The following is a 26,159-nucleotide window of genomic DNA, read 5'->3' on the forward strand; positions in this document are numbered from 1 at the left end:
TCTGAATTACAACTCCGGTATCAACTCATCACCTGCTTGATTTCCTTGAATAACCAATGACCAGAGCTCTAATACTAATTCCGATGAGGAAAGGGAACACCAATTGGACGCTAATTCTCCAATTCACCGCATATAAATCGACTCCCATTATTTTTTTTAGAGGGATATATATGATGTTGTAGAGGGTGAAGAAGATATGGATCGTAAACAGAGGGATTAGATTTAAACTTTTTTTCCCTTTGAGAAATCTGTAGCCGAGCAGGAACAAGAGGGAATAGCTGGACATTACCAAGAAGGCGTAGTTTCCACCTAATAAAATATAAGAAAGAGCAGCAGTAATTATACTTAAAGCTACGAGTGAATAGCCGGTACGAAGCATTGTGCACCTCTTTCTTTGCGATCTAGTAAACAGTCACGGAGGCGGAAAACTTGAGTTAGCAGTACAGGGCACAAAAGGTAGATTGGACGACTTAGGCGGACACAGCAGACGCTATTTACTCCAAATACACCCTATTTCTATTTTGACGGACAGAGAAACCGCTATGGAGCCAAATTTGGTGCAAAAAGACGTTGTATCCACGTAATAGCGGAACCTCTGTCCGCAAGGGTAATGAAATAGGGGGTATTTATGAAAATAGTGGATTCTCAGTCCACCTATGAACTTCGATGCCCTATGTGCCTAATTTCCCGTACTCTCATAACGCGTAAGCCCGAACCGGAAAATGTTATAGGCTGCAGCAGCACTTCCAATAGCAACGACGGGGGCTAGCATCCACCAACCAGACCATCCGCTTTTCTCAAAAATATAGGTCGCAGGATAAAAGCTGATGAAGGCATAAGGAAGCACCGTGGAAATAAGGATGCGTACTCCCTGATTGAACAGGGTAACTGGATATTTAGCCAGATCAGCCATACTATGTACCATTAATGGGAAGGCGTTGCCGGCATTGCGAATCCAGAAGGCCGCCGAGTTGCCGACCAAATTGATGGATACCCGGATAATCACGGCGGACACCAGAAGCAATAAAGTAACAGCTATTTTGGCAAAAGACCAATGAATATGACTATGTATCAGCGATTGCCAGATAATCACACCACCAATAAGCAAATTGCCCAATCCATTGACGCCAATCCCCGTACAGAATACTTGGAGAACGATGGGCACAGGTCGAAGCAGATAACGATCCAGCTCGCCGCGGTTCACCAAACCACTTAATCTCCAAGTTCCCTCAAAAAATAATGAGCCAATTCCTTCGGTAAGAAAGATCATCGCGTACATAAACGAGACTTCCCAGAACTTCCAGCCGTTGATATCGGGTATTTGATTATAAATAACGCTTAAAAAAATAAATCCGAGCACCTGAGTTAATGCGGCTGAACACAATAAGATGTAGAAATCCTTGTTATATTCCATAATCGCTTTTAGCTGTTGGGCATACATTCTTTTATAGAGATAAATGACACGTGAAAGCTGCATTGTATAATTCCTCCCCTCTAACCCCCATGAATGGTCACTTGCCGAACCGCCCAGTTCCACATGCATTTTCCGGCGATCCACAAGGCAATCCCCCAGAAGCATTGGACACCAATCAACGCTAAACTCTCCCAGGCAGTAGCTTGCTCTAGAAAGATTACAGTAGGGGTGTGAATGATACTTTGAAATGGCAGCAGTAACGCCACCCGCTCTAACCAATCTGGGAAAAAAGCCAACGGAACCAATGCCCCAGATAATAGATTTGTGACGGCAATTCGCGCCCAGACAATACCCATAGAACCTGTGGACCAGAAGCATAATAAAGCGGCTAGATAAACAACGCCAAACTTCACGAGCATAGCCCCCAGTAGACTAATCGCAAATAGCACGTAGACCAAAGGCGAATGCGGAAAGTTCACGCCTGAAGTGAAGAGGATAAATATACCAATAAGGACTGTGCTCATGCCTCCTTCAAGCAGGCTTGTGCCTAACGTTTCAGCGAAGCGGGCACTTTGGAAATCGATCGGCTTTAGTAAATCGGCAGCGACACTTCCATCCAGAATCTTCGTGGAAATAGCGGTTTCGGAATACCAGGACAGAACAGAATTAGCGAGGAAGGTAATAAGCAAATAAGTCCTCATCTGATCCCACGTATATCCACCGACTGATGCCCGGCCATTAAAGATCCCTTGCCATAAGAAATAGATCGCCAGCAGGTTCACGAAATTGGATAAAAAGGTAATGACATAAGAGGTGCGGTAAGCCAGCACATTCTGTAACGAACGATTCGTAATACTGCTATACTTCTTGACTACGGACATGGAGATTAGGCTCCTTCCTGTGGTCTGCTATGCTTCAGATCCAAATTTCCGTCATAAACGGCTTTGATCACTTGCTCGATGTTGGCATCTTCCATTCGGAAGTCGAGGACCTCACCATGCTTCATGACCCGGCCTACAATTTCACTGGCGGTATATTCAAACCGGTCAAAGGATAGCGAGAATTCCAGTTCACTTTGAATTTCCAGCTTTATATCTGGAGCTTGCGCTAATTGCTTAAGCAGGGCAGGCAGTGGTGAGGCAACCTGGAAGAAAACGATGCGTTCTCTGGCGAAATTAGATTTTACTTCTTTCAGGCTTCCATCATAGATGATCGCTCCATGATCGATAATTATAAGCCGTTTGCATAAATCCTCAATGTCACCCAGATCGTGGGTAGTCAACATAACGGTAGTCTGCTGCTCTTGATTTATCTTTTTAATGAACTCGCGAATTTTCTGTTTGACGGATACATCTAGGCCGATAGTAGGTTCATCCAGATATAGAATCGGCGGATTATGTAATAAGGAAGCAGCGAGATCGGCGCGCATCCGTTGACCCAAGGAGAGCTTTCGTGCTGATAAGTGAATAAATTCACTCATGCCCAGCAGCTCAATAAACTGATCCATATTTGTCTTATAGACAGCCTCGGGAATTTGATAAATATCCTTAAGCAATGAAAAGGATTCTAGGATCGGAATGTCCCACCATAATTGTGTGCGTTGTCCGAAGACAGCCCCGATTTGGGCGGCATTCTCCATTCTTTTCTTATAAGGATTGATACCGTTTACAGAGATGGTGCCTGAAGAAGGTGTCAATATTCCGGTTAGCATTTTAATCGTGGTTGATTTGCCTGCACCATTGGGCCCTAAGTAGGCGACCGTTTCTCCAGCTTCAACAGTGAGGTCGAGCGGCTGAACCGCAATCTTCTCGATATGCCTAGGGGCAAATAGATGCTTGACCGCCCCCTGTAATCCAGGCTCCTTGACCGCTTGCCTAAAAGATTTAGATAGCTCTCTGGCTTCAATAATACTCAAAAAATACCCCTCCCTAATACTATTTATCCCAAAAAATGATCATTAAGTAAATATAGCACAGGCAAATTGTCGGAAACTAGCACTTTTTATCGACAGCATAAACATATTTACTTGACCATGACGAGTTCTGCAAACAAAAGCAGCTACTCACCAGATCTTTTTCAGACTGGGAATAGCTGCTCTTCGTTTATCTGTAAAGGTTATAGTTTAATTCTTAGAGTTTGTCAGTTTTTATGACAAAGCTTTGCTCGAGTTTCCACAAGCCATCTGCTGATTTCTTCAGTGTACTAACGATTATGGAACGATTATCTTGAAATTCGGGACCTTTAAGTTTCTTCGTTGTCTGAACAACATACACAGCCGCGGTATCCTCTGTATAATTAATGATTTTGGTGGATTCAGTGGTGAATAACAAATCGTAGGTGTTGAAAATTTGACTGTAGGCCTGTTTATTCTGTTCCTGGACGAGCGCTTCTCCATCAATTGTTGCTAATACACCATCCAGATTTTCTTCATTTGTATATTTCGTGTTGGCTGCAAGCATGGATAATATTTGGTTCTCCTCAGTCTTCGGAATGGAAATATCGGCGGATAATATTCCCTCAGGGAGCGTGTACTGGATCGCGTTAATTTGCAAATTGCTGATTTTCCAGCCAGTCCCACTTACATCTTTGGTTAGCCCATATACATAATCCGCTGTGTTGTCCAGCATGAAAGGGCCACTGATCCGTTTGGTAGTTTCAACAGTATGCACCGTTGCTTCCTTGGGTTGCAGGTCAATAATCTCTAATTGCTTTATCGACGAAGTGAGATCGAATGCCTCCATTTGACTCTTTATTTGCGGGCCAATCCCGGCAAGTGGAGATTGTGGATCAATAAGAGCCATGAATCCGTCGTAGTTCTCATTATTGGAATAGGTAATGTATTTTTCAAAAAAAGAATTGATTTCTTTCGGATCAACGCTGGCCTGCAACACATTAATAGCAACGGCTTGTTGCTTCGCATCCCAACTGATTTCGTTCCCCGTCGCTTCGCCCACAAATCGCAGGGGAATGTAAGTGGCATTATCAATCACTTTTGGAGCAAGGGTTAGCTGCTTAACGACACCATTGATGCTGGCCTGTTTGCTGCCAATTCGCAGTTTAATGACGAGGCCCGCTTTGGTACCTGTAATAGAGCCTGTTGCGGCATCCCAGGATACCTGTAAGCCCAGCTTCTCAAAAATAGGACGAAAGGGAACCATGACGGTGCCGTGATCATTTAGAGGTGTGTATTTTGATAAATCAAGCTTTTGCTGATTGATTTGGACGGAAATAGGCTGTCCTGCAGCAAAGGCGGGTAAACTTAGCATACTGGATAACACGAGGGTTGCTACTAAACCGGGTATTATTTTCATTCCTGGATAATCTCCTTTTTTGTGCGAATATGAACATATCTTCTAATCCTATAGACCGATTCCAGTATTGGGAATATCCAGTGTTGTATGTTCTTTGTTAATAGGAATTATGTTATGATAGTATGCTGTGCTTTTTTAGAGAATAATCCCGTTATTGGCTAGTTTTATTTTCTCCAGAAAAATAGCATAATCTGATTTTTGTTTATCTATTTTCTGGGCTAAGGTTATCAATTCCAGTTCGTTCTTATCTTTCTCAGCAACTGATATTAACCCTTTACTAAATAGTGTATTACTGTCCTCAACAGTCTGGAAAAGCTGTTCATGTTGTTCTTTAAGTTGTGAATATTGGGCATAGAATGCATTAGCCTCAGCTTTATACTCCGCCAGCTTCTGTTCACACTGTTGCTGCAAAATGTTTTTATTCCCGATCTGGCTGGACCAAAGAATTGTGTAGTAGGTTTTAAGTTCGGGTTCGGAGGATTTGACTATATCTAAATTTTCTTTGGCCAGCTTGATCTTGGCATCTGCCTCTTTTAAATCGAAATTATCCTCAAGTTTGAAGGCCATACTCCAGCTTCCGGGTTCCGGAATGTCTAGCAGGGGAACTTCTTCCAGAATTACTTCTTTGTACTCAGATAAGCCTAGTGCTTGTGTAAAGAAGTCTATTTGGGACTGGAAGCTACTGGTATCAAGTTCTAATGCTGCTTCTTGCTGGCGCTCTTTAACCTGGCTATCCTCTAATTCTTTTTTTGATATTAATCCGTTGCTGTACAATTTTAGAGCATCCTTAACTTGAGTACTCCAATATTGTTGTTCTTTCTTACCGTATTCAATAGTAGCTCTCAAAGAGGATAACTGGTAGTACTTCTGGATTGTATAGTAGCGAATAAGAGCCTGTGATTTCTGTAATTCTAATCTGCTTAACACTCTATCGGTTTCTAAAGATCGCAGTTGATCATTAAAGTCCTGAAGCTGACTTTCTTTTTGCTGCTGGTTATAGCTATTTTGGCTAGCGGTTTGGGCATTGATCAATTGATTCATGGAGGAATTAATCATAATTTGGATAGCAATAGATTGATTAATGGCCGCTTTATCTTCATCGCTCAATCGGTCATAGTTAGGAATACTATTTAAATAATACTCTGGAGCAGTGGGTAGGTTTCCACTTGTTACAGCTACGTCTTTCCCCTCTAATTTCCTCTTTTCCGAGTCTACATAAGAGAGCTGAGCATCACTTAGTACCACCTTCCAATTCGCCAACTGGATATCGGCATAGTTTGCGATTGATAACTGAACTGCTTCCTCTATGGAAAGAGCCTTTGTACTTTTTAGTTCCAGAGGGTCGGCAAATATTGTCATCGCCTGTGGTATAGAAAGAAGAAAGCAGGTTAGTAAAATAAGTACTGATTTTTTAATCATTTGGCCGTCATTCACCCCTTACTCTTTCAAATTGATTTTTTCGAGAATGAAATCAATAATTTTCTTGGAGTCCGTGATGATAGATGCATTTGCGGTCATACCTACCCGAAGCTCTCCTCGTTCTCCCCGGCGATTCTCAAGTGGAGTGTTTGGAATTGTCGCTTCTACAAGGTAATAGCTTAATCCGTTTTGCTGCACCATTGAATCTGTACTAATAGAGGTAATGGTTCCCCTTAGTGAACCGAAACTTTGTTTCGGGAAGGCCGCAAAGTTCAAATCCACTTGATTGCCTAGCGATATTTTTCCTGCTTCAGAATTGGGAACTGCGATGCTCATCTTATATTTGGACTCATTAGTCGGAATGATTGCCATTAAAGATTCGCCTGGCTGCACAATGTCACCGGCATTAGTCTCTTTTAGAATGTTAACGGTCCCTGTTATGGGAGCAACAAGGATTTTCTTCTCTTTTTCTACCTCAAGCTGCTTTACATTCTCAAGCAAAATATTCAGATTTTTCTGCTCATCTTCAATTACGGAATGAATCTGTACAATGCGATCAAGTTTCAGCTTTTCCAAGGTGGTTTCTTCGGATGTTGTACCAAGCTCTTTCTGTTGCAGCAGATCCGTTTGTTTCTCAGATAATTGTTTTTGCTGCAACTTCAGAGCTTCCCGCTCTGAGACAGAGGGATCTTTACCTTCTGTCAGAAAGGTTAAGCTGGCCTGCAACTCTTCTAACTGGCTGCTATAGTCAGTAATATTGCTCGCTGTACTTAATAGAGCTTCGTGCTGATATTGGCTAGTCTGTAGTAGAGCGGAATTATATTGCTGTTGATCTTCTTCAATTTGTGACTTTGATACCAGGCGTTCTCCTAAGCTGAGAGATCGGTCATAAATCGCTTTTTTTTCTGCAGATAGCTTTGTTAGCTGTACATACTTAATCTGGTATGTCTTATATTGCTCCGTTCGCTTGGTATCAAAGGGAGGTAGCAAATTCCGATTTTCGTTGATCGATTGTGCAAGCTGCTTCTCATTCGTTAACTCTGTCACCAGAATTTTCTTTTTCCTCTCTAGATCATTCTTATCCTGTAGTGATTTATTCTCACTTGAATGCAAGTTTCCAAGAATCGTTTCTTGTGATCCGGTATTCTCTTGGATGGCGCTTGCAAGCTGATTTTTGGTGGTTTCATAAATTTGTTGTTGTTGTTGGTATTCCAATAGAAATTGTTCTACCATATCGTAGTAGTATGCTTCATTCGCTTGGTGCGGCGAAAAAAGATTGTTCAGATCGTTAATGCTTTGCTTATACTGTTGGAGGTACTGAAGTTTCCGTGTTAGCTTATTTAATTCCGATTGTTGATTCAAGAGTTCAATATCCAAATCTTTATGCTCAAAGCTGATTAGCTTAGCTCCACGTTGCACCTGCATTCCTTCATGGATATAAACGTCCTCTACTTTCCCAATCAAGGAAGATTGGATAGTGCTAACCTTCTCGTTGGGTCTAACCACTGCTGAAGCTTTCGCTACTACATCCATCTGTCCATAGAAGGACCATGTGAAAGCAGCAGCCAATAGAATAAATACAATCAGTATGAACACAGAAATTACAGGATTGGTTTTGGACTCCATAATTTCTCTGCTGTCGGACATTTCCGAGAGATCACGAATCATTCCGTTCATGTTGTTATACCTCTATTCCCACAGCGTACTGCAGCTGATGTTCTTGCTTATGTTCAATTCCGGGAAGCTGATCTTTCCATAATCCATAGTATTTACCTCGATTACTTAGAAGCTGTTCATGTGTTCCATGCTCAATGATTCGCCCTTGATCCATTACATAGATTCGGTCACAACGCATAATGGTACTTAGCCGATGAGCAATAATAATAATCGTCATATCTTCAAAGGCGTTAATGGTCTCAGATACGGCCTTTTCCGTTGTAGAATCCAGATTGCTAGTGGCTTCGTCCATGATGAGGATGTCAGGCTGCTTGAGAACCGCTCTTGCTATAGCCAGCCGCTGTTTCTGCCCTCCGGAAATATTGGTGGCATTCTCTTCTAGCAGGGTGTTATAACGGAGCGGAAGCTGATTAATAAACTCATGGGCCTGGGCTGTCTGGCATGCCTGTATAACACGTTCCAACTCTATTTCATTCTCTATACCCAAGCAAAGGTTCTCTCGGATGGTTCCGCTAAAAAAGAAGGTATCCTGAGAGATATATGCAATCCGCTGCCTTAAACTATCGAGGTGAATGTCCTTGATGTTGTAGTCCTTAATTAGGATTTCGCCCTTCTCATGGCTATAAAACTGCATAATCAACTTAATCAGTGTTGTTTTACCTGAACCACTCTCGCCAACAAAGGCAATTTTCTCACCCTCTCTGAGGGTAAGATCTATATCTTGAAGCACGAGTGAGCGCGTTCCATAGCGGAAGCTGACATTGTTAAATTGAATATCACCCTTAAGGGAGGAAGGCTGGATTTTTTTATCTTCGTCCTCATGCTTCTCCGCTTCCAAATCAAGAATTTCTCCCAATCGGTCAGCAGCTACGACTGCCGTCTGTAGGGTGGGCTGAAGGTTGATCAGATTCTGTATGGGTTGCAGAAAGTAGGCAAGCAAGGAGTTATAGGTGATCAGTTGCCCCATTGTCATATTGCCCTTAATTACTTGATTAGCTCCGACCCACAGGATAGCTGCGCCTCCAACAAGTTGCACGAAGCTTTTGAGGGAAGCTTGAATATTGTTGAAAAGACCGAAACTGAATACCGACTTCAGGAATGAAATGAATTTCTGTTCGGTTTCAAAACCTACTTTTGCTTCTGCGTGATAGGCTTTTACAGTTTCAATACCATCTATCGATTCAACAATATATGAAGTGAGTTGGGCGTTTTTCTCCATTTGTTCCCGGTTCAAGCGATCAAAGGGTTTATGAAAACCCCATACTAATGCTAGATATAAAGGAACCATAACAATAGTCACCCCAAATAAAAGGGAGCTTTGCATATAAAGAATAATTCCCCCTGCGATAACCATAATAATATCGATCATCATGGTTAGTGTGGCGCTGGAGATCGCATCACGTACTTTCGAAGCATCCATAAGCCGCGAGATAATTTCCCCAGTCTTACGTGTGCCGAAAAAGTTCATGGGCAGTTTTAATACATGGTGGTAATAACCAAGGATGAGCGAAATATCGAGTTTTTGGCTCAAATTCAACAAAATATGACTACGAAAGGCATTCAGTAATATTTGAAAGGCATAAAGGATAATGACCCCTGCAGATATAATGTTAAGCGTTTTTTTTAATCCAAAAGGAAGGATTTCATCTAGAAGAAACTGAAAATAGAAGGCTGATAGTATACCCAACACTGTATATAGCATGGATGTAAAAAATATCCCCAGAAGCATTCTTTTTTGAGGGATAAGCAGTCCAAAAAAACGGGAGAACAAGCCCTTAGTAAGGTCGCCCTTTTTAAATTGTGGAGTGGGCACCATCAGAATAAGAACACCAGTCCAGATATTAAAGAAATCCTCAGGAGTGTATTTAACAATTCCTTTGGCTGGGTCGGCTACAAGGACTTCTTTCTTTGTTATTTTATGGATCACAACGTAGTGTAATAAGGATTGATCTATAATGACATGGGCAATGGCGGGGAGGGGGAACTTTTCGAAGAACACTTCTTGGTTCCCTTTTACAGCCTTTACTGTGAAACCCAGTTTTTCGGCAGCTTTTATTAAACCATAGGCATTTGTGCCTTGTTTATCGGTACCTGCTGCTTCACGGATTTTCGAGATCGGATATTTAAGCCCATATTGTTTGGATATTGTTGCAAGACAGGCAGCTCCGCAATCTTTTAAATCATACTGTTTAATGGATATGTATTTTTTAAACAGGAGAATCCCCACCTAAGTTATAATTAAATTCAAAGAAATCAGGTTTTAATCTTAAGCTTTTGATCATAAAAGAAGAAAAACCGCGATGTATAACCCACGGTTTAATTTAAATATATATTGTATAAAAGGTTATGTAGAGTTCATTGTCTAATGAGTAATCCTCTCCCGGTACATCGCCTGTTGCTGAAATGAGTATCCTTAATCCCTATCTAAATTACCAAACTTTTTTTCACATAAATAGACAACTACGATTAAGAAAGAAATTAAGATCCACGAATAGATTACAGATGAATTGGTAAATGGATTTTGTTCCGCATGAATCCCTTCAATTAAAGCAAATGAAACAAATAACAGATCCGTCCAACTTAATAAAATAATTATTCGGGTTAATTTCCGTACACTTTTTTCTCCATGTGTCAATTGTTGGGTATAAATAGACCGCGAAAAGAGAAAAAGCAATGAAGAGATAAAGAGAAGGACCAGAAGCGAACTCATAAAGTCTGCTTCTTTAGTGTAATCTTTAATAATGAAATTAATAAAAAGTATAATATTTGATAAAATTGAAAACAACGCTAATGAAAATATATAGGGTAAATTTCTTTTCATAACATGCACCTGATTTCACTTGGAGATAAGTTTTATAATATACTACACAATAGAAAGCGATAAGTACTACACAAGTCTAGCGTTTGTTTACTTCATTCCGTTATAGAAATAATCCCCAGCAGCGCCCAATCCGCTATAATATGCCAAGACAACTGGAACAGTTATTTCAGGTGCTGCTACTAATGCAGCTACAGAGCCAACTAAAGTGATAGCCCCAACAGCGACTTCAAACCAGTTCTTACCACCATCAATTGAATGCAGTTCATTAATATCGAGATCTGTAAAATTTGGACTCATTGTAAGTTCCATTTAAATTCCTCCTCTTTTTATAAACCAGACTTGTGTAGTATAGTATAAAACCAATTTCTTTAATTTCTTGCCTCCTCTAAAATTATTGATAATAAAAAAAGTATCAGCATGTCCCAATAAAGCATTCCACTTAGCAAACTTTATACTTTAATATTTAATCCAAGAATATCCTTTACCACATATTTACTATAAATCTTTAATATGATAGAATAAACATTTTCAAAAACCATTAATAAAAGTTTTGGTTCTACAAACGGACAACCTTTTAGTGACTATTTTTTCTGATATATGCAATTTGATTTCCCAGAAATAGGGTGATATATTCTTATTATGCAATTGATGGATTTCAGGAGGCGTGATTTTTTTGGTGACAATTGAAGGAAATGCAAAATTATGGTATTTATTAGATGACTTAGAAGAACAGCTATCCAGCTCCTTTAAACAAATAGAGTTTGCTGATTTGAAATTACATAGTTCCTTCAATGCATTTTCTGTGAATGAAAAAAAATCGGTCTATCATACAGCAATGATTCAAGCCATTCGCACTGAGATGATGAAAATTAGTGGGTACATATCTATTCCTTTTATAATCTTTCTGGCCGATGAATATGGTTATATTCTTGATCTAATAAGTTCTTCGCCAGACATGCAAGAGGATATGAATAAGGTTGGTCTAGATACAGGAGTATGTTTATCCAAGCAATATTCGGGTTTAAATGCTGTTTCGCTTGCGATGGAGATGGATTGTATTGGAGTTGTGAGAGGGGAAGAGCACTCAGATGCTACGTTTAAGGACTGGAACTGTGTATGTGCTCCGCTATATTTGGATGGAGCTGTACAAGGATACGTGGATATCTCCTTTAATAGAGGGCAACAGATCGAATTCGCTATTCCTTTTGTACAGCAGATAGCCGAGAATATTATGGAGAAATGGATGAATAAGAATTCAGATCTGCAACGCTACAGACTTGAGACTAGCTTTAACGATTATAAGCTGACTGCAAGAGAGAAAGAAGTAGCTCTTTTATGGTTAATGGAAAAAAGCGCACTCCACGCCTCGACTGAGTTAGGGATCAGTGAAGGCACTGTGCGAAATATGATCAAGAGTATTTATGCGAAGCTGAACGTTAGTGACAGATGGCAGTTCGCCAAGAAGCTTGCACATTAATTCAATCACAGTAACTAGTGCCACGGCTCATTTTAGTCATAAAAAAGCGGCTAATCCTCCATGTCTACTACTGACGTGGGGATTAGCCGCTTTATTTTATTTGTTCATCGGAACGAACCTCAGCTCAGTCTCAACCGCAAGAACAATTCAACACTGGCTTACGCGCTGCTTGTGTCTCATCCAAACGGCTGATCTCCGTGGTATGAGGTGCATTGATGACAATCTCCGGCGTTTCTTGGGCTTCCTTGACGATCTGGATCATCGTATCGATGAAGCCGTCGAGCGTTTCTTTGCTTTCCGTTTCGGTTGGCTCAATCATCATACATTCCTCCACCGTAATCGGGAAATAAATGGTTGGTGGGTGGTAGCCGAAGTCGAGCAACCGTTTAGCTACATCTAATGTGCGCACACCGTATTGCTTGAGGTTCCTGCCAGACATGACGAATTCATGCTTGCAGATGCCTGGAAAAGGAATTTCAAAATATGGCGCTAAACGGTGCATCATATAATTGGCGTTCAGCACAGCATTTTCGGACACTTCGCGCAGACCATCCGGACCGTAGGTGCGGATATAGGCATAGGCCCGGACCAGAATGCCGAAGTTGCCATAGAAAGCTTTAACACGGCCGATGGACTGCGGGCCACCAAAGTCGAGTGTGAAGCTGCCATTTTCTTTTTTCGCTACGGTTGGCTGTGGCAGGAAAGGAATAAGTCTAGCCTTCACGCCGACAGGTCCGGCTCCTGGACCCCCGCCACCATGCGGGGTGCTCATCGTCTTGTGCAGATTCAAATGCACCACGTCGAAGCCCATATCGCCGGGGCGGGTAATGCCCATAATGGCATTGGAGTTGGCTCCGTCGTAATAGAGCAAGCCGCCTGCTTCGTGCACGATTGTAGCAATCTCTACGATTTGCGTCTCGAATAATCCTAATGTACTTGGGTTAGTCAGCATCAGTGCAGCGGTGTCGCTGCCGACGGCGGCTCTGAGGGCTACAAGATCGACCATTCCCTTATCATTGGAAGGAATCGTTACCGTATCCAGTCCGGCAGCAGAGGCGCTGGCGGGGTTGGTACCGTGCGAGGAATCGGGCACGATAACCTTGGTACGGGTCTCGCCGCGGCTCTCGTGATAGGCGCGGATCATCATTAGGCCGGTCCATTCCCCGTGAGCACCTGCCGCAGGCTGCAGGGAGACGGCATCCATGCCGGTCAGCGCGGTCAGATCTTTTTGCAGAGTATACATAAGTTCAAGTGCACCCTGAATACTTTCTTCCGGCTGGTAAGGGTGGATCTTGGCCAGACCGGGGAAGCGGGCCACATCTTCATTGATCTTCGGATTGTATTTCATCGTACAAGAGCCGAGTGGATAGAAGCCGTTGTCGACCCCGAAGTTACGGCGGGAAAGGGCGGTGTAGTGGCGGATGACATCCACTTCGGACACTTCCGGCAGAACTACCGGCTGGCTGCGCAGCAGCCCTTCAGGAATCATGGAGGATATACTTTGTTCCTCAGGCACATCGCATAGAGGCAGGGAATAGGCCGAGCGGCCCAGGCGGCTTAATTCAAAGATCAGACTTTGTTCCGGTTTCATACACAGCCCTCCAGTACGCTAGCGAATTGGTCGATTTCAGTCTTGCTTCTCTTTTCTGTGACGGCAATCAACATATGTCCAGCAAGCTCAGGATAGTCGAGGCCCAGATCGTAGCCGCCGATATAACCTTCCTTAATCAGCTTGGAATTGATAGCTTTGACATTGCTTCCTTCAGGAAGCTTCAAGACAAATTCATTAAAGAACGGAGCAGTGAAGGTTAGCGTAGCACCTGTTAGCTCGCCGAGCTTGCCAGCGGCATAATGGCTTTTGCGAATGTTCAGCTCGCCTACCTCACGCATGCCTTCCTTGCCCATCACGGACAAGTAGACTGAAGCGCAAAGTGCCAGCAGCGCCTGATTGGAGCAGATGTTCGATGTCGCTTTCTCGCGCCGGATATGCTGCTCACGCGCCTGCAGGGTTAGCACGAAGCCGCGTTTACCGTTGCGATCAACGGTCTGGCCCACGATCCGGCCTGGTATGCGGCGCATCAGCGGTTCAGCTACGGCGAAGAAGCCGCAGGTTGGACCGCCGAGTGAAGCTGGAATACCAAGAGGCTGGGCATCGCCGACCACGATATCGGCGCCGAGCTTGCCTGGAGTTTCCAGTACACCGAGCGCAATTGGGTTGGCGCTGACAACGAACAGGCCTTTAACGGCGTGGATCAACGGCTCGACCGCGCGAAGATCCTCGATGCCGCCAAAGAAGTTCGGTGATTGCACCAGCACAGCGGCGGTATCGCCATCAATCGCGGCAGCCAGTTTAGCCAGATCGGTCACGCCATCTTTATAGTCAATTTCCACAACCTCAAGACCCCAAGCATTGGCAGAAGTGCGCAGTAATTGGCGAGCTTCTGGATGAACTGTACGGGAAACGATCAGTTTTTTACGTCTAGTCGCACCGGCCGCGAGAACTGCTGCTTCAGAGAAGGCGGTGGCGCCATCGTACATACTGGCATTGGCTACCTTCATACCCGTTAACTCGCAAATATAGGATTGGAATTCAAAAATCGCCTGCAGCTCACCTTGGCTGATTTCCGGCTGGTAAGGTGTATAGGCAGTATAGAATTCGGAACGGGAAATGACATGGTTGATCACAACCGGGATATGGTGATCGTAAAGTCCAGCCCCGAGAAAGCTGGCATGAGTATCAAAATCGGCATTCTTGTCAGCCAAAGCTTTCATATGGCGCAGCAGTGCGTATTCGTCCAGTGGTTCTGACATGGGCATAGTTCCCTTGTAGCGAACGGCCTCCGGAATATCGGAAAATAGCTCATCGATGGACTGAATCCCGACAACTTCCATCATTTCGCTGCGGTCTTGCTCGGTCATAGGCAGATAACGGTGCTTCATTTATGGGTTCACTCCTTGACTTTTTTTGTAAAAAGGGGCCTTGATCACGACAGCCTTAAGCTGCTTGCCGCGGATCTCTACGAGAATTTCTGTGCCTATTTCAGTATAGGCAGCATCCAGCAGCGCCAGTCCAAGATTGCGCTTCAGCGTAGGGGATTGGGTTCCAGTTGTAACTTCACCGATCTTCACACCATCGGCGTACACAGGATAGTGCGAACGGGCGATCCCGCGGTCGATCATCTCCAGGCCGACAAGACGGCGGGGAAGACCTGCTGCTTTTTGCTGCACAAGAGCCTCGCGGCCGATGAAGTCCACTTTGTCCAGCTTTACAAAAAACTGAACTCCGGCTTCAAGCGGCGTAATGTCTGCCGAAAGCTCCTGACCGTAGAGCGGCAGCTTCGCTTCAAAGCGCAGTGTGTCACGGGCGCCAAGACCTGTCGGTGTTAACCCGTACGGTGCACCGGCTGTCAGCAGACCATTCCATAGTGTTGCCGCAGTATCCAGCGGTGCGTAAAGCTCAAAGCCGTCTTCACCGGTATAGCCGGTACGGGAGAGCAGCACTTCAACGCCGCAGACTGTAGCATGTTCGATAAAATGAAAGGGCTTCAGCTCACCGATTGGAGCGTCGGTAACCGTAGCGAGAATCTTCTCTGCGAGTGGACCCTGTAGCGCCAGCAGCAGCGTATCGTCAGAGACATTGATAAGCGTGACGTCACCGAAGTCAGAGGATAGATGTTCTTGCAGCCATTGAAAGTCCTTGTCAATATTCGAGGCATTTACCACCAGCATGTAACGACCTTCAGCGAGGCGGTATACCAGCAAATCGTCAACTACACCTCCGGTCGGATAGCAGAGCAGCGTATATTGCGCCCCGCCGTCTTGGAGGCGGCTGACATCATTGGTCGTCATTTGCTGCAAAAAAGCTTCTGCGTCACTTCCTGTTACCATGAACTCACCCATATGTGATACATCAAACAGCCCAGCCTGCTGGCGGACCGCATCATGCTCCTTCACGATACCTGTAAACTGAACGGGCAGTTCCCAGCCACCGAAATCAATACACCTGGACTCGGGAAATTGCGCGTAGAGATCATAAAAAGGCGTTCTTTTCAAAGCATCCATGTTGTCACTCCCCTTGGTTGATTACAGACAAAAAAGGACAGGCGGAAGACAAATATGCTAACGCATATTTTAATCTTCCGCTCTGTCCTTTGTACCTGAGAGTTACCCTGCCGCAAGCCATAATTGGGGCAGGTTTCCCCGTTGGTGACCAGAGTACTACTGTGTGGCAGTACTTGATGCTCTCCAGAGATGCGTCCGGCAAAGGTCCTTTTGCCTGAGAGATTCACCCTTATCAGGCTTACTCCTTCGGCGCTGTCTTCTTATCGAGACAGTCTCTCCCTATGCCATCATTCGCAAACCGTATAATTTTCTACTGTCTCCATTAAACTTGGTATACAGTATCGCTGTCAACAAAAAAACGTCAAAAAGATGACAAATTTAAATTTCCTGTTAGTTATGTTGACATGTTGCAGGTCGATAACTTAGGCTATAACTAAATTTGTAACTCCACATTTACGAAAAGAGGCGGCTTGGAATGAGCGAAGTATTAGACAATCTGCTATACAGCGAAGAGCATGAATGGGCAGAGGGACAAGGACGGATTGTACGTGTAGGAATTACGGATCATGCTCAGCATTTATTAGGCGATATCGTATTTGTAGAATTCCCGGAGATCGGAGCAGCCATAACAGCTGGTGACAGCGTAGGCAGCATTGAATCTGTTAAGACTGTCTCTGAATTATATTCGCCTGTATCGGGCACAGTGACTAAGATTAATGACGCGCTGGAGGCCAGCCCGGAACTGATCAACGACCAGCCATACAGCGGGGGATGGATTTTTGAATTGGAGCTTGAGGGTGACTTTGCGGACGCTGCTTCGGGCTTACTTAATGCGGCTGCTTATCGTGAATTAGTCGGCGAATAATTAAATTTAGTAACTAAATTTCATTGAAAAAGACAACTCTCTCACATTGGATGTAACTAATGTTTGAGCGCTGTCTTTTTGTGTTTTGTATTCTACTAATTAAGGAATTTTGTCTTGGCTGCTGCTTATTCTTCTGCCTGCAACTGTCGCAGCACTGTGATGGCTACACGACGGTTTTTTTGTCGACCCGCTGGCGTATTATTGTTCGCCGTTGGTCGAGTATCCGCATATCCTGCATACTGAAAGTCAGCCGGATTCAGCCCTTCAGTGTCCAGAAAGAAGCGCAATACAGAAAGTGCACGGGCGCCGGACAGCTCCCAGTTATCGTTATAACGTGAACCCGCGGATACCGGTATATTATCGGTATGCCCTTCGATGCTGATTGTTGCACCAATCCCGTTGAACAGACCGCCCAGTTGATGGAGAACAGGTAAGGAGATGGGTTTCAGGTCCGCCTGACCGATATCAAACAGAAAGCGGTCGCTCAGTGTAATAGCGATGCCCTGCGGCTTGTCCGCTACGAAAATCTGGTCCCCCAGATTGTTATCCTTCACATACTTGGTGATGACACCCATCAGGTCAGCGAGTTTGGCCTCTTGCTCGCGAAAAGCTTGCTCACGTGCCGAAGGTGTACCCATATCAGTTTCAGAAGTAGCGCTTCCCGCTCCATTACCGATACTGCTTCCGGAAGTTGGTTTAGCTCCACTTGTACTTTCCGGCGTCTGGGTAGGCTTTACTCCATTGTTCACTCCGCTATTGTCTTTTCCTTGTCCGGCATCCAGAATCCCGTTGCTCCCATCTAAGATAGAACCACCAGCCTTAAAAGTATCTGATAGTGATCCCGTTACAATTTTATATTTCTCCGTGTCAAGGCTGCTCATGGCAAACATAATCACGAAAAAAATAAGTAAAAGTGTAATCAGATCAGCGTATGTGATCATCCAGCGGTCACGGCTTTCATGGCCGCTTGTTCGCCGCTTGCGCCGCTCTTTTCGTCTCATAAGAAGCCTCTTGCCACAGAACGCTCATCACTGGAAGATTCGGTCATGAAGGAACTCAGCTTCTTGCGCACCAAGTGCTGCGGATCTCCATTCTGCAGAGAAAGAATACCGACGAGCAGCATCTCCATACTATGGACTTGGCTTTGACTCTGCGCTCTGATCTTGGAAGCGATGGGAAGGAAGAGTAGATTGGCGCTTGCGACACCGTATAGTGTGGCTGTAAAGGCCACAGCGATCGAAGCCCCCAAGTTGGAAGGGTCAGAAAGATTGCTGAGTACACGTATAAGTCCCATAACCGTACCAATTATGCCCATTGTAGGCGCGTAACCACCGGCTGCTTCAAAAATTTTGGCGTAGCTTTCATGTTGTAGTTCCCTAGCGTCCATCTCCAGCTCCAAAATCTGCCGGACTTGATCAGGATCAGTACCGTCGATAATAAGCAGCAGTCCTTCGCGGGTGAAGGGATCGGGATGCGCCTCTGCTCTTTTTTCCAAGGCCAAAACACCACCGCGGCGGGTAATAGCTGCCATAGAGATGATTTCTTCGGCTTTCTCTTCATCATTATTGGGATTGCGGCCGAAGGCCAAACGTAATGCTGCAGGTATGGAGCGCAATCTGGAAGCGGTAAAGCTGATCATCACAGCGGCGAAGGTGCCTCCAAACACAATTAATGCAGCATTCAGCTGTAGCAGACCGGATAGGCTGCCGCCCTCCCAGATAAAACCGCCGATTAATGCAATTACGCCTGCTAATAAACCAATTATTGAAGTGATATCCATGATTCAAGCTCCTTAAATTTCTCTGTATTATGGTTTGCATCGATCTGGGCAACAATGTATAATGAACGGGAACACGTATTCCTATCTTCCATATTTTTCACTTTAGTATGGAGTGATAACATTCAGACAACAATTATAATATATTCATATATTTTAGACGATAGAGGGGAGACGGGCAAATGAACGATATTGTCGTTAGTACGAAGACTTTCGAATTGGAGTCCGAGTACACACCCCAGGGCGATCAGCCTCGTGCCATTGAGGAGTTATTAGAAGGCATCCGGCAGGGCAAGAGAGAACAGACGCTGCTGGGAGCAACGGGTACAGGCAAGACCTTTACCATCGCACAAGTGATTTCCAAGTTAAACCGTCCAACGCTGGTGATTGCACACAATAAGACCTTGGCTGCACAGCTAGCGAGTGAGTTCAAGGAATTTTTCCCGCATAATTCGGTAGATTACTTCGTCAGCTACTACGATTATTACCAGCCAGAAGCTTACATTCCCTCCTCTGATACTTACATCGAGAAAGACTCCAGCATAAACGAAGAGATTGATAAGCTGCGCCACTCCGCGACCAGTTCTTTATTTGAACGACGCGATGTGATCATAGTAGCCAGTGTATCATGTATTTACGGTCTTGGTTCTCCGGAGGAATACGGAAGCCTTCTATTGTCACTGCGAGTAGGGATGGAGAAGCCACGCGCTCAGATTCTGAGCCGGCTTGTGGATATTCAGTACCAGCGTAATGATATCAATTTTGTGCGCGGAACCTTCCGTGTGCGCGGTGACGTAGTTGAAATCTTCCCAGCTTCGCAAGGTGAGCATGCGATCCGAGTAGAACTGTTCGGGGATGAGGTAGAGCGGATTACCGAGATTGATGTTCTGACAGGTGAGCTAATTGCGGAACGTGATCATATCGCTATTTTTCCGGCTTCTCACTTTGTAACCAAAGAAGAAACGATGCGAGTGGCGCTCGTTAACATTGAGCGGGAACTGGAAGAAAGGTTGACAGTGCTCCGTGATGCCGGCAAGCTTCTGGAAGCTCAACGGTTGGAGCAGCGGACACGTTATGATATTGAGATGATGAACGAGGTAGGTTTCTGCTCTGGGATTGAGAACTATTCCGGCCCGCTCACCTTCCGTGAGCCTGGAGCAACTCCATTTACCTTAATGGACTATTTCCCTGATGACCTGCTGATTGTTGTGGATGAGTCCCATGTGACATTGCCGCAGATTCGCGGAATGTACAACGGTGACCGGGCGCGTAAGACGGTCTTGGTGGAGCATGGCTTCCGTCTCCCGTCTGCGCTTGATAATCGACCGCTCCAGTTTGAGGAATTCGAGAAAAAGGTGAAGCAGGTTATATATGTCTCCGCTACACCTGGACCCTATGAAATAGAGCACTGCGAGACGATGGTGCAGCAGATTATCCGACCGACGGGTCTCTTGGACCCGACGATAGAGGTTCGCCCTTCAGAAGGTCAGATCGATGATCTGATCAGTGAAATCCACGACCGGGTTGCACGTGATGAGCGTGTGCTGGTTACGACCTTGACGAAGAAGATGTCTGAGGATCTGACCGATTACTTTAAGGAAATTGGCATCAAGGTACGCTACATGCACTCTGATATCAAGACTCTGGAGCGGATGGCGATCCTGCGTGATCTCCGGCTCGGTACATTTCATGTGCTTGTGGGTATTAACTTGTTAAGAGAAGGATTAGACTTACCGGAAGTATCATTGGTTGCTATTCTGGATGCCGACAAAGAGGGCTTTCTTCGCTCAGAGCGTTCGCTAATCCAGACCATGGGCCGTGCTGCCCGTAACTCCGAGGGTCGCGTAATTATGTATGCAGACCGAATAACTGACTCTATGGAAAAGGCTATCGGTGAAACCACACGCCGCCGTATCATTCAGGCTGCTCATAATGAGGAGCATGGTATTACACCCACAACGATCAATAAGAAAGTACGCGATATTATCGAAGCCACAAAGGTTGCCGAAGCCAAAGCCGATTACCTCACAGGTGTCGGCGGCAAGATGAGCAAGAAGGATCGCCAGAGTCTGATAGTGCGTCTGGAAGCCGAGATGAAGAAAGCCGCCAAAGACCTACAATTCGAACGCGCAGCCGAGCTGCGCGATGCATTGCTGGAGTTGCGGGCAGAGTAATTATTTCTATTATTCCACCCGCGTTTGATGTAAAGCCCGAACGGCGCTGTCCAGGCCGTTCTTTTTAAATAATGATGACCTGTTCAAAATTTAGCGTTTTCCGCAGGGATAGCAATCTTGTGTACGTTACAGTTTTTAGAGCGTCACCGCGTCTGCGGTGAACAGTCGATTCCCGACGGGAGAGCCGCTCTTCGCACCGCACTTAACCGCGCCTAACGTTCAAGCGGTCCCGTAGGGACAAGCGTTCCAAGCACACAGTAACAAACAACGTTCCCACCATTCTCCTTCGCCAACCATGCGGGTGTCCAGAGGGCGCAGCCCTTGGGGCCCTCCCTTGGCTAAGGGAGGGTTTGGGAGGGATCGAAAATATTTCAGAAAATATCTTTTAATTTTTTTTAACTGAGGAGATGTTATACCGTTGGCGATCGAAAATATAGTAATTAAAGGCGCGAGGGCGCACAATCTCAAGAATATCGATGTGACGATTCCACGTGACCGCTTCGTCGTGCTGACGGGGCTGAGCGGTTCAGGCAAATCTTCACTCGCGTTCGATACCATTTATGCGGAAGGCCAACGGCGTTATGTCGAATCCTTGTCGTCTTATGCGCGCCAGTTTCTAGGTCAAATGGAGAAGCCGGATGTTGATTCTATAGAAGGTTTATCCCCGGCCATATCCATTGATCAGAAAACTACGAGCCGTAACCCACGTTCCACGGTAGGTACAGTGACGGAGATTTATGATTATTTGCGGCTGCTGTTTGCCCGGATTGGCCATCCTCATTGTCCGGACCACGGCATTGAGATAACCTCCCAGACCGTTGAACAGATGGTTGACCGGATTACGCAGTATCCTGAGAAGACGCGTCTGCAGATTCTGGCTCCGATTATTTCGGGGCGTAAAGGGGAGCACAAGGGTCTGTTTACCGATATTTCCAAGCAAGGGTTCGTCCGCGTTCGTGTGGATGGCGAGCTGCGTGATTTATCTGAGGATATTGAACTGGAGAAGAATAAGAAGCATACGATCGAAGTGGTTGTGGACCGTATTGTGATTAAGGATGATGTTGAGACACGTCTGACGGATTCGATCGAAACGGCGCTGAAGCTGTCGGGAGGCAGGATTCTTGTCGATATTATTGGCCAGGAGGAGCTGTTGTTCAGTTCCAATTTTGCTTGTCCGGTCTGCGGGTTCAGCATTGAAGAGCTGGCACCGCGTATGTTCTCTTTCAACAGTCCGTTCGGGGCTTGCACAGAGTGTGACGGTCTTGGAATGAAGATGGTAGTTGACCCGGATCTACTGATCCCGGATGCCGAGAAAAGCATCGCAGAAGGCGCATTTCTAGCCTGGACGGGCAGTACATCCAATTACTATCCGCAATTTCTGAAGTCGGTCTGTGAGCATTTCGAGATTCCACAGAACGTTCCGGTTAGCAGCCTGACCCCCGAGCAAATGACTAAGCTGCTGAACGGCACGGGCAGCGAGAAGATCCGTTTTCGTTATGAGAATGACTTTGGCCAGAAGAAGGATGCCATGGTTGCCTTTGAAGGTATTATTCCCAATCTGGAACGGCGTTACCGCGAGACCGCGTCCGACGGCATCCGTGAATTCATCGAAGGCTTTATGAGTGCCAAGCCTTGCCATGTCTGCAAAGGCAAACGTCTAAAGAAAGAGATATTAGCAGTGACGATCAACGATCAGAATGTTGCCGATGTGACGGATCTTTCTATTGGGGATTGCTTGGGATTTTTTGAAGAGATTATGCTGAGTGAAAAAGAGACAGCTATCGCTAACCTGATTCTCAAGGAAATTCGCAGTCGGCTCGGCTTCCTGGTAAATGTGGGGCTGGATTATTTATCGTTAAGTCGTGCAGCAGGTTCATTGTCTGGCGGTGAAGCACAGCGTATCCGCTTGGCTACCCAGATTGGTTCGAGTCTGATGGGAGTATTGTATATTCTGGATGAGCCTAGTATTGGCCTGCATCAACGGGATAATGAACGCCTTATCTCCACGCTGGCACATATGCGTGACCTTGGCAATACGCTGATCGTTGTGGAGCATGACGAGGATACGATGATGGCTGCTGATTATATTATAGATATCGGTCCAGGTGCTGGCATCCATGGCGGGCAGATTATTGCTCAAGGGACACCGGCAGAGATTATGAATGATCCGAATTCCTTGACTGGTGATTATTTAAGTGGACGCAAGTTCATCCCCGTCACCTCCAAACGGCGTCCTACCGATGATCGTTGGTTGGAAATCCGTGGTGCTAGAGAGAACAACCTGAAGAATGTGAATGTTAAGATCCCCCTTGGGGTATTTACCGCAGTGACAGGTGTATCCGGCTCCGGTAAATCCTCGCTCATTAACGAGATTCTGTATAAGAGTCTGGCACGGCAGCTGAACAAGGCAGTGAAGGTACGTCCGGGTCTCCATAAGGAAATCAGAGGGCTGGAGCATCTGGATAAGGTAATTGAGATTGACCAGTCGCCAATCGGACGCACACCACGCTCCAATCCGGCAACCTATACAGGGGTATTCGACGATATCCGTGATTTGTTCTCCAAGACCAATGAGGCCAAAATCCGCGGTTTTCAGAAGGGCCGGTTCAGCTTTAACGTGAAGGGCGGTCGTTGTGAAGCTTGCCGTGGAGACGGAATTATCAAGATCGAGATGCACTTTTTGCCGGATGTATACGTTCCTTGCGAAATCTGTAAAGGCAAACGTTATAACCGCGAAACGATGGAAGTGAAGTATAAAGGGAAAAATATTTCGGACGTCTTGGAAATGACGGTAGAGGATGCAGTAGACTTTTTTCAAAATATTCCACGTATTCACCGTAAAATGCAGACTCTGCTAGATGTCGGTCTCGGCTATATTAAGATTGGTCAATCGGGAACAACTCTGTCCGGCGGCGAAGCGCAGCGCGTGAAGCTTGCTTCCGAGTTATATCGCCGTAGCACTGGCAAGACACTCTACATTCTGGATGAACCAACAACAGGTCTGCATGTGGATGATATTGGTCGTCTGCTTGAGGTACTGCACCGCTTAGTAGACTCTGGCGAATCTGTGCTCGTGATTGAGCATAATCTGGATGTTATTAAGACAGCCGATTATATCATCGATATGGGACCAGAAGGTGGAAGTGGCGGGGGAACTGTACTGGCGGTAGGAACACCAGAGAAGATTATAACGGTTACGGAATCTTACACTGGCAAGTATTTGAAGCCAGTACTGATCCGCGATACGGAGCGGACTGAAGCTCTTATGCTGCAGACCTCGCAAACAGTCTGAGACGAGAGCCGCAGCACTAAGCGACTAATGTGGAAGCAGAGCCAGATTCAGTCACAGACAACTATAAACATAAATAGGGCCACGGCGAGATACCGTGGCCTTTAATATGCCGTACGTCTGAAAAGCTAGAAGATTTCCCCTTAGTGATGTTAGAGCAATCAGCTACTAGGAGGCCTCAGCCGCTAGAATTGCGGTCAGTTGCTCCTGAATAGCGGGGATGCCTACTCGTTCGGTAAACTCATGGAAGTTCTCATCAGGAATACGTTGTTCTTTATAGAAGGAGATTAGCTGCGCAAGTACGGGTGCCACACGGTCACCCTTTACACGCCCTTTTAGTGGACGGGCGAATTGGGCCGGAGGGCGCAGATCGCCACCCCCTAACGTACCGCCAACGGCGATGTCGAAGGCATCAATCATACCGTCAGGTGTCTTGATCAGTGAACCCTGAAGGCCAATGTCAGCTACCTGCTTTTGTCCGCAGGCATTAGGGCAGCCAATGAAATGAATGCGCAGCAACTCATCAAGCTCCACATGCTCATCGAGGTATTCGGCGACACTGACGGCACGTTTCTTCGTCTCAACGATAGCGAGACTGCAGAACTCGTTGCCGGTGCAGGATACCGTACGGCTGATGAAATTTGGCGGCGTTGGACTTAGGCGCTGCAGGACCGGCGCTTGCAGCAGGGCCACAAGCTTATCGTCTGCTATACCGCTAAGAATGATATTTTTCGACATGGTGGTGCGGAGTCTGCCGTCACCGTAAACTTCAGCCAGCTCTGCCAGTTGCAGCAGCTCTTCTGTATTTAAACGTCCGACCGGAACATTCAGGCCAACGTAGTTAAGCCCTTCTTGTCGCTGCGGATGGATACCATCGAAGTAGGCAGCTTGCCAGCCGACAGTCTTGTCCTCACCACGTGTCGGAAGCTCACCTACAAGCTTAATCAATTCTTCCTGGAATTTCTCCGCACCCCAGTCAGCAACAAGGAATTTCAGGCGAGCATGATGCCGTTTCTCACGATATCCATGATCCCGGAAGAGGGTAATGACGCCAATGGCGACCTTGAGTGTTTCCTCTGGCCGAACGAATACATCGAGCTTTTGGGCCAAATGCGGCTTGGCGGACAGTCCACCACCCACCATTAGATGGAAGCCGGCAACTTCGTTTCCGTCGATGATTTTGACAGCTGGAGTATAGGCAAGGTCATTGATCTCCGCTTGTGCGTTGTTATAAATATTGGCTGAGATGGACATTTTGAATTTGCGCGGCAGGTTAGAGAAGTCACGATTCAATACGAAAAAGCTATTGATCTCTTCCACAAGCTCCGTAGTGTCCATGAGTTCATGCTTGTCGATACCTGCCAGCGGGTTGCCCACGATCGTTCGCGGACAATCGCCGCAGGCTTCGTAGGAATAAAGAGAAACAGCTTCCAGACGTTTGAAAATATCCGGCAGGTTCTCAACTCTCAGCCAGTGGAACTGGATCGCTTGGCGGGTTGTGATGTCGATGAGCTCTCTGCCGTACAATCTGGCGATCTCGGCAAGTGCCCGCGCCTGCGCAGCGGTCATGATGCCTGTATTGATCCGCACCCGCATCATGAAGTGGCCATCTCTTGGTTTCTGCTGATAGACACCCGCCCACTTGAAACGGTCCATATCTTCAGCGGTGATGGAGTCATAGCCGTTTATTGCATATTCTTCGATAATGGTGCGAATAACGTCCAGACCGTCTTTTTCCAGTTTAACGAATTCAAACTTGCTCAGTTTATCTGGATTAGCCGTCCAAATCGGATCGTAAGCCATAGGTGAACCCTCCTCAAATCTAGCTTGAATCAATATAGTTGCTCTATATTTCTCAATGAAATCAGTAAGA

Annotated in this window: 18 protein-coding genes and 1 riboswitch; of the genes, 4 read left to right on the forward strand and 14 right to left on the reverse strand. The window is 45.7% G+C overall.

Annotated features, from left to right (window positions below; genetic code table 11):
• Positions 1-679: 679 nt before the first annotated feature.
• From H1230_RS03905 to H1230_RS03940, 8 genes are all read right to left on the reverse strand, one after another.
• A complete protein-coding gene (locus H1230_RS03905; protein ID WP_239714327.1) occupies positions 680-1,558 on the reverse strand; it encodes an ABC transporter permease in 879 nt (292 codons plus the stop codon).
• Positions 1,495-2,295: an ABC transporter permease gene (locus H1230_RS03910; RefSeq protein ID WP_239714328.1), complete on the reverse strand. Its 801-nt coding sequence runs from the start codon at positions 2,293-2,295 to the stop codon at positions 1,495-1,497. Before H1230_RS03910 ends, H1230_RS03905 begins: the two co-directional genes overlap by 64 nt.
• Positions 2,296-2,300: 5 nt before the next feature.
• Positions 2,301-3,329, reverse strand: a complete 1,029-nt coding sequence (locus tag H1230_RS03915; protein ID WP_239714329.1) for an ABC transporter ATP-binding protein — start codon at positions 3,327-3,329, stop codon at positions 2,301-2,303.
• A gap of 214 nt (positions 3,330-3,543) precedes the next feature.
• Positions 3,544-4,725: a copper amine oxidase N-terminal domain-containing protein gene (locus H1230_RS03920; RefSeq protein WP_239714330.1), complete on the reverse strand. Its 1,182-nt coding sequence runs from the start codon at positions 4,723-4,725 to the stop codon at positions 3,544-3,546.
• A 135-nt stretch (positions 4,726-4,860) separates the two neighbouring features.
• Entirely contained in the window at positions 4,861-6,144 is a 1,284-nt protein-coding gene (locus H1230_RS03925; protein ID WP_239714331.1) for a TolC family protein, read from the reverse strand.
• A gap of 18 nt (positions 6,145-6,162) precedes the next feature.
• A complete protein-coding gene (locus H1230_RS03930) occupies positions 6,163-7,821 on the reverse strand; it encodes a beta-barrel domain-containing protein (RefSeq protein ID WP_239714332.1) in 1,659 nt (552 codons plus the stop codon).
• 4 nt (positions 7,822-7,825) lie between these two features.
• A complete protein-coding gene (locus tag H1230_RS03935) occupies positions 7,826-10,036 on the reverse strand; it encodes a peptidase domain-containing ABC transporter (protein WP_239717085.1) in 2,211 nt (736 codons plus the stop codon).
• Positions 10,037-10,729: 693 nt separating this feature from the next.
• On the reverse strand, positions 10,730-10,951 hold the full coding sequence (locus tag H1230_RS03940; protein WP_239714333.1) for a hypothetical protein: 222 nt from the start codon (positions 10,949-10,951) through the stop codon (positions 10,730-10,732).
• Positions 10,952-11,318: 367 nt separating this feature from the next.
• On the opposite strand from H1230_RS03940, the gene H1230_RS03945 reads away from it, so the two are divergent.
• Entirely contained in the window at positions 11,319-12,119 is an 801-nt protein-coding gene (locus H1230_RS03945) for a LuxR C-terminal-related transcriptional regulator (RefSeq protein WP_239717087.1), read from the forward strand.
• A 130-nt stretch (positions 12,120-12,249) separates the two neighbouring features.
• Here the strand turns inward: H1230_RS03945 and gcvPB are convergent, their stop codons facing one another.
• From gcvPB to gcvT, 3 genes are read right to left on the reverse strand one after another with little or no spacing between them, the layout of a single operon-like run.
• Positions 12,250-13,710, reverse strand: coding sequence for an aminomethyl-transferring glycine dehydrogenase subunit GcvPB (gcvPB, locus tag H1230_RS03950; RefSeq protein WP_239714334.1), 1,461 nt, complete (start codon positions 13,708-13,710; stop codon positions 12,250-12,252).
• Complete coding sequence (gcvPA, locus tag H1230_RS03955) at positions 13,707-15,059, reverse strand: aminomethyl-transferring glycine dehydrogenase subunit GcvPA (protein WP_239714335.1); 1,353 nt, start codon at positions 15,057-15,059, stop codon at positions 13,707-13,709. The genes gcvPB and gcvPA overlap by 4 nt, the downstream gene beginning before the upstream one ends.
• Positions 15,060-16,181, reverse strand: a complete 1,122-nt coding sequence (gene gcvT / locus H1230_RS03960; protein ID WP_239714336.1) for a glycine cleavage system aminomethyltransferase GcvT — start codon at positions 16,179-16,181, stop codon at positions 15,060-15,062.
• A 192-nt stretch (positions 16,182-16,373) separates the two neighbouring features.
• Positions 16,374-16,472: riboswitch (glycine riboswitch) on the reverse strand.
• A 184-nt stretch (positions 16,473-16,656) separates the two neighbouring features.
• Between gcvT and gcvH the strand changes: the two genes are divergently transcribed.
• Complete coding sequence (gcvH, locus tag H1230_RS03965; protein WP_239714337.1) at positions 16,657-17,046, forward strand: glycine cleavage system protein GcvH; 390 nt, start codon at positions 16,657-16,659, stop codon at positions 17,044-17,046.
• A 125-nt stretch (positions 17,047-17,171) separates the two neighbouring features.
• On the opposite strand, the gene H1230_RS03970 is transcribed toward gcvH, so the two are convergent.
• On the reverse strand, positions 17,172-18,047 hold the full coding sequence (locus H1230_RS03970) for a flagellar motor protein MotB (protein WP_239714338.1): 876 nt from the start codon (positions 18,045-18,047) through the stop codon (positions 17,172-17,174).
• The gene (locus H1230_RS03975) at positions 18,044-18,826 is read right to left on the reverse strand and encodes a flagellar motor protein (protein WP_239714339.1); all 783 of its coding nucleotides are present in this window, start codon (positions 18,824-18,826) and stop codon (positions 18,044-18,046) included. Before H1230_RS03975 ends, H1230_RS03970 begins: the two co-directional genes overlap by 4 nt.
• A 179-nt stretch (positions 18,827-19,005) precedes the next feature.
• Here H1230_RS03975 and uvrB point away from each other — a divergent pair, with 179 nt between their 5' ends.
• Positions 19,006-20,997 carry an excinuclease ABC subunit UvrB gene (uvrB, locus tag H1230_RS03980; protein ID WP_239714340.1) on the forward strand — a complete coding sequence of 664 codons (1,992 nt, stop codon included), beginning with the start codon at positions 19,006-19,008 and terminating at the stop codon, positions 20,995-20,997.
• Between the two features lie 418 nt (positions 20,998-21,415).
• Positions 21,416-24,289, forward strand: coding sequence for an excinuclease ABC subunit UvrA (uvrA, locus tag H1230_RS03985; RefSeq protein ID WP_239714341.1), 2,874 nt, complete (start codon positions 21,416-21,418; stop codon positions 24,287-24,289).
• Positions 24,290-24,454: 165 nt separating this feature from the next.
• On the opposite strand, the gene H1230_RS03990 is transcribed toward uvrA, so the two are convergent.
• Complete coding sequence (locus tag H1230_RS03990; protein ID WP_239714342.1) at positions 24,455-26,089, reverse strand: nitrite/sulfite reductase; 1,635 nt, start codon at positions 26,087-26,089, stop codon at positions 24,455-24,457.
• Between the last annotated feature and the right edge of the window lie 70 nt (positions 26,090-26,159).

Source organism: Paenibacillus sp. 19GGS1-52, assembly GCF_022369515.1.
Lineage (GTDB): Bacteria > Bacillota > Bacilli > Paenibacillales > Paenibacillaceae > Paenibacillus_AQ.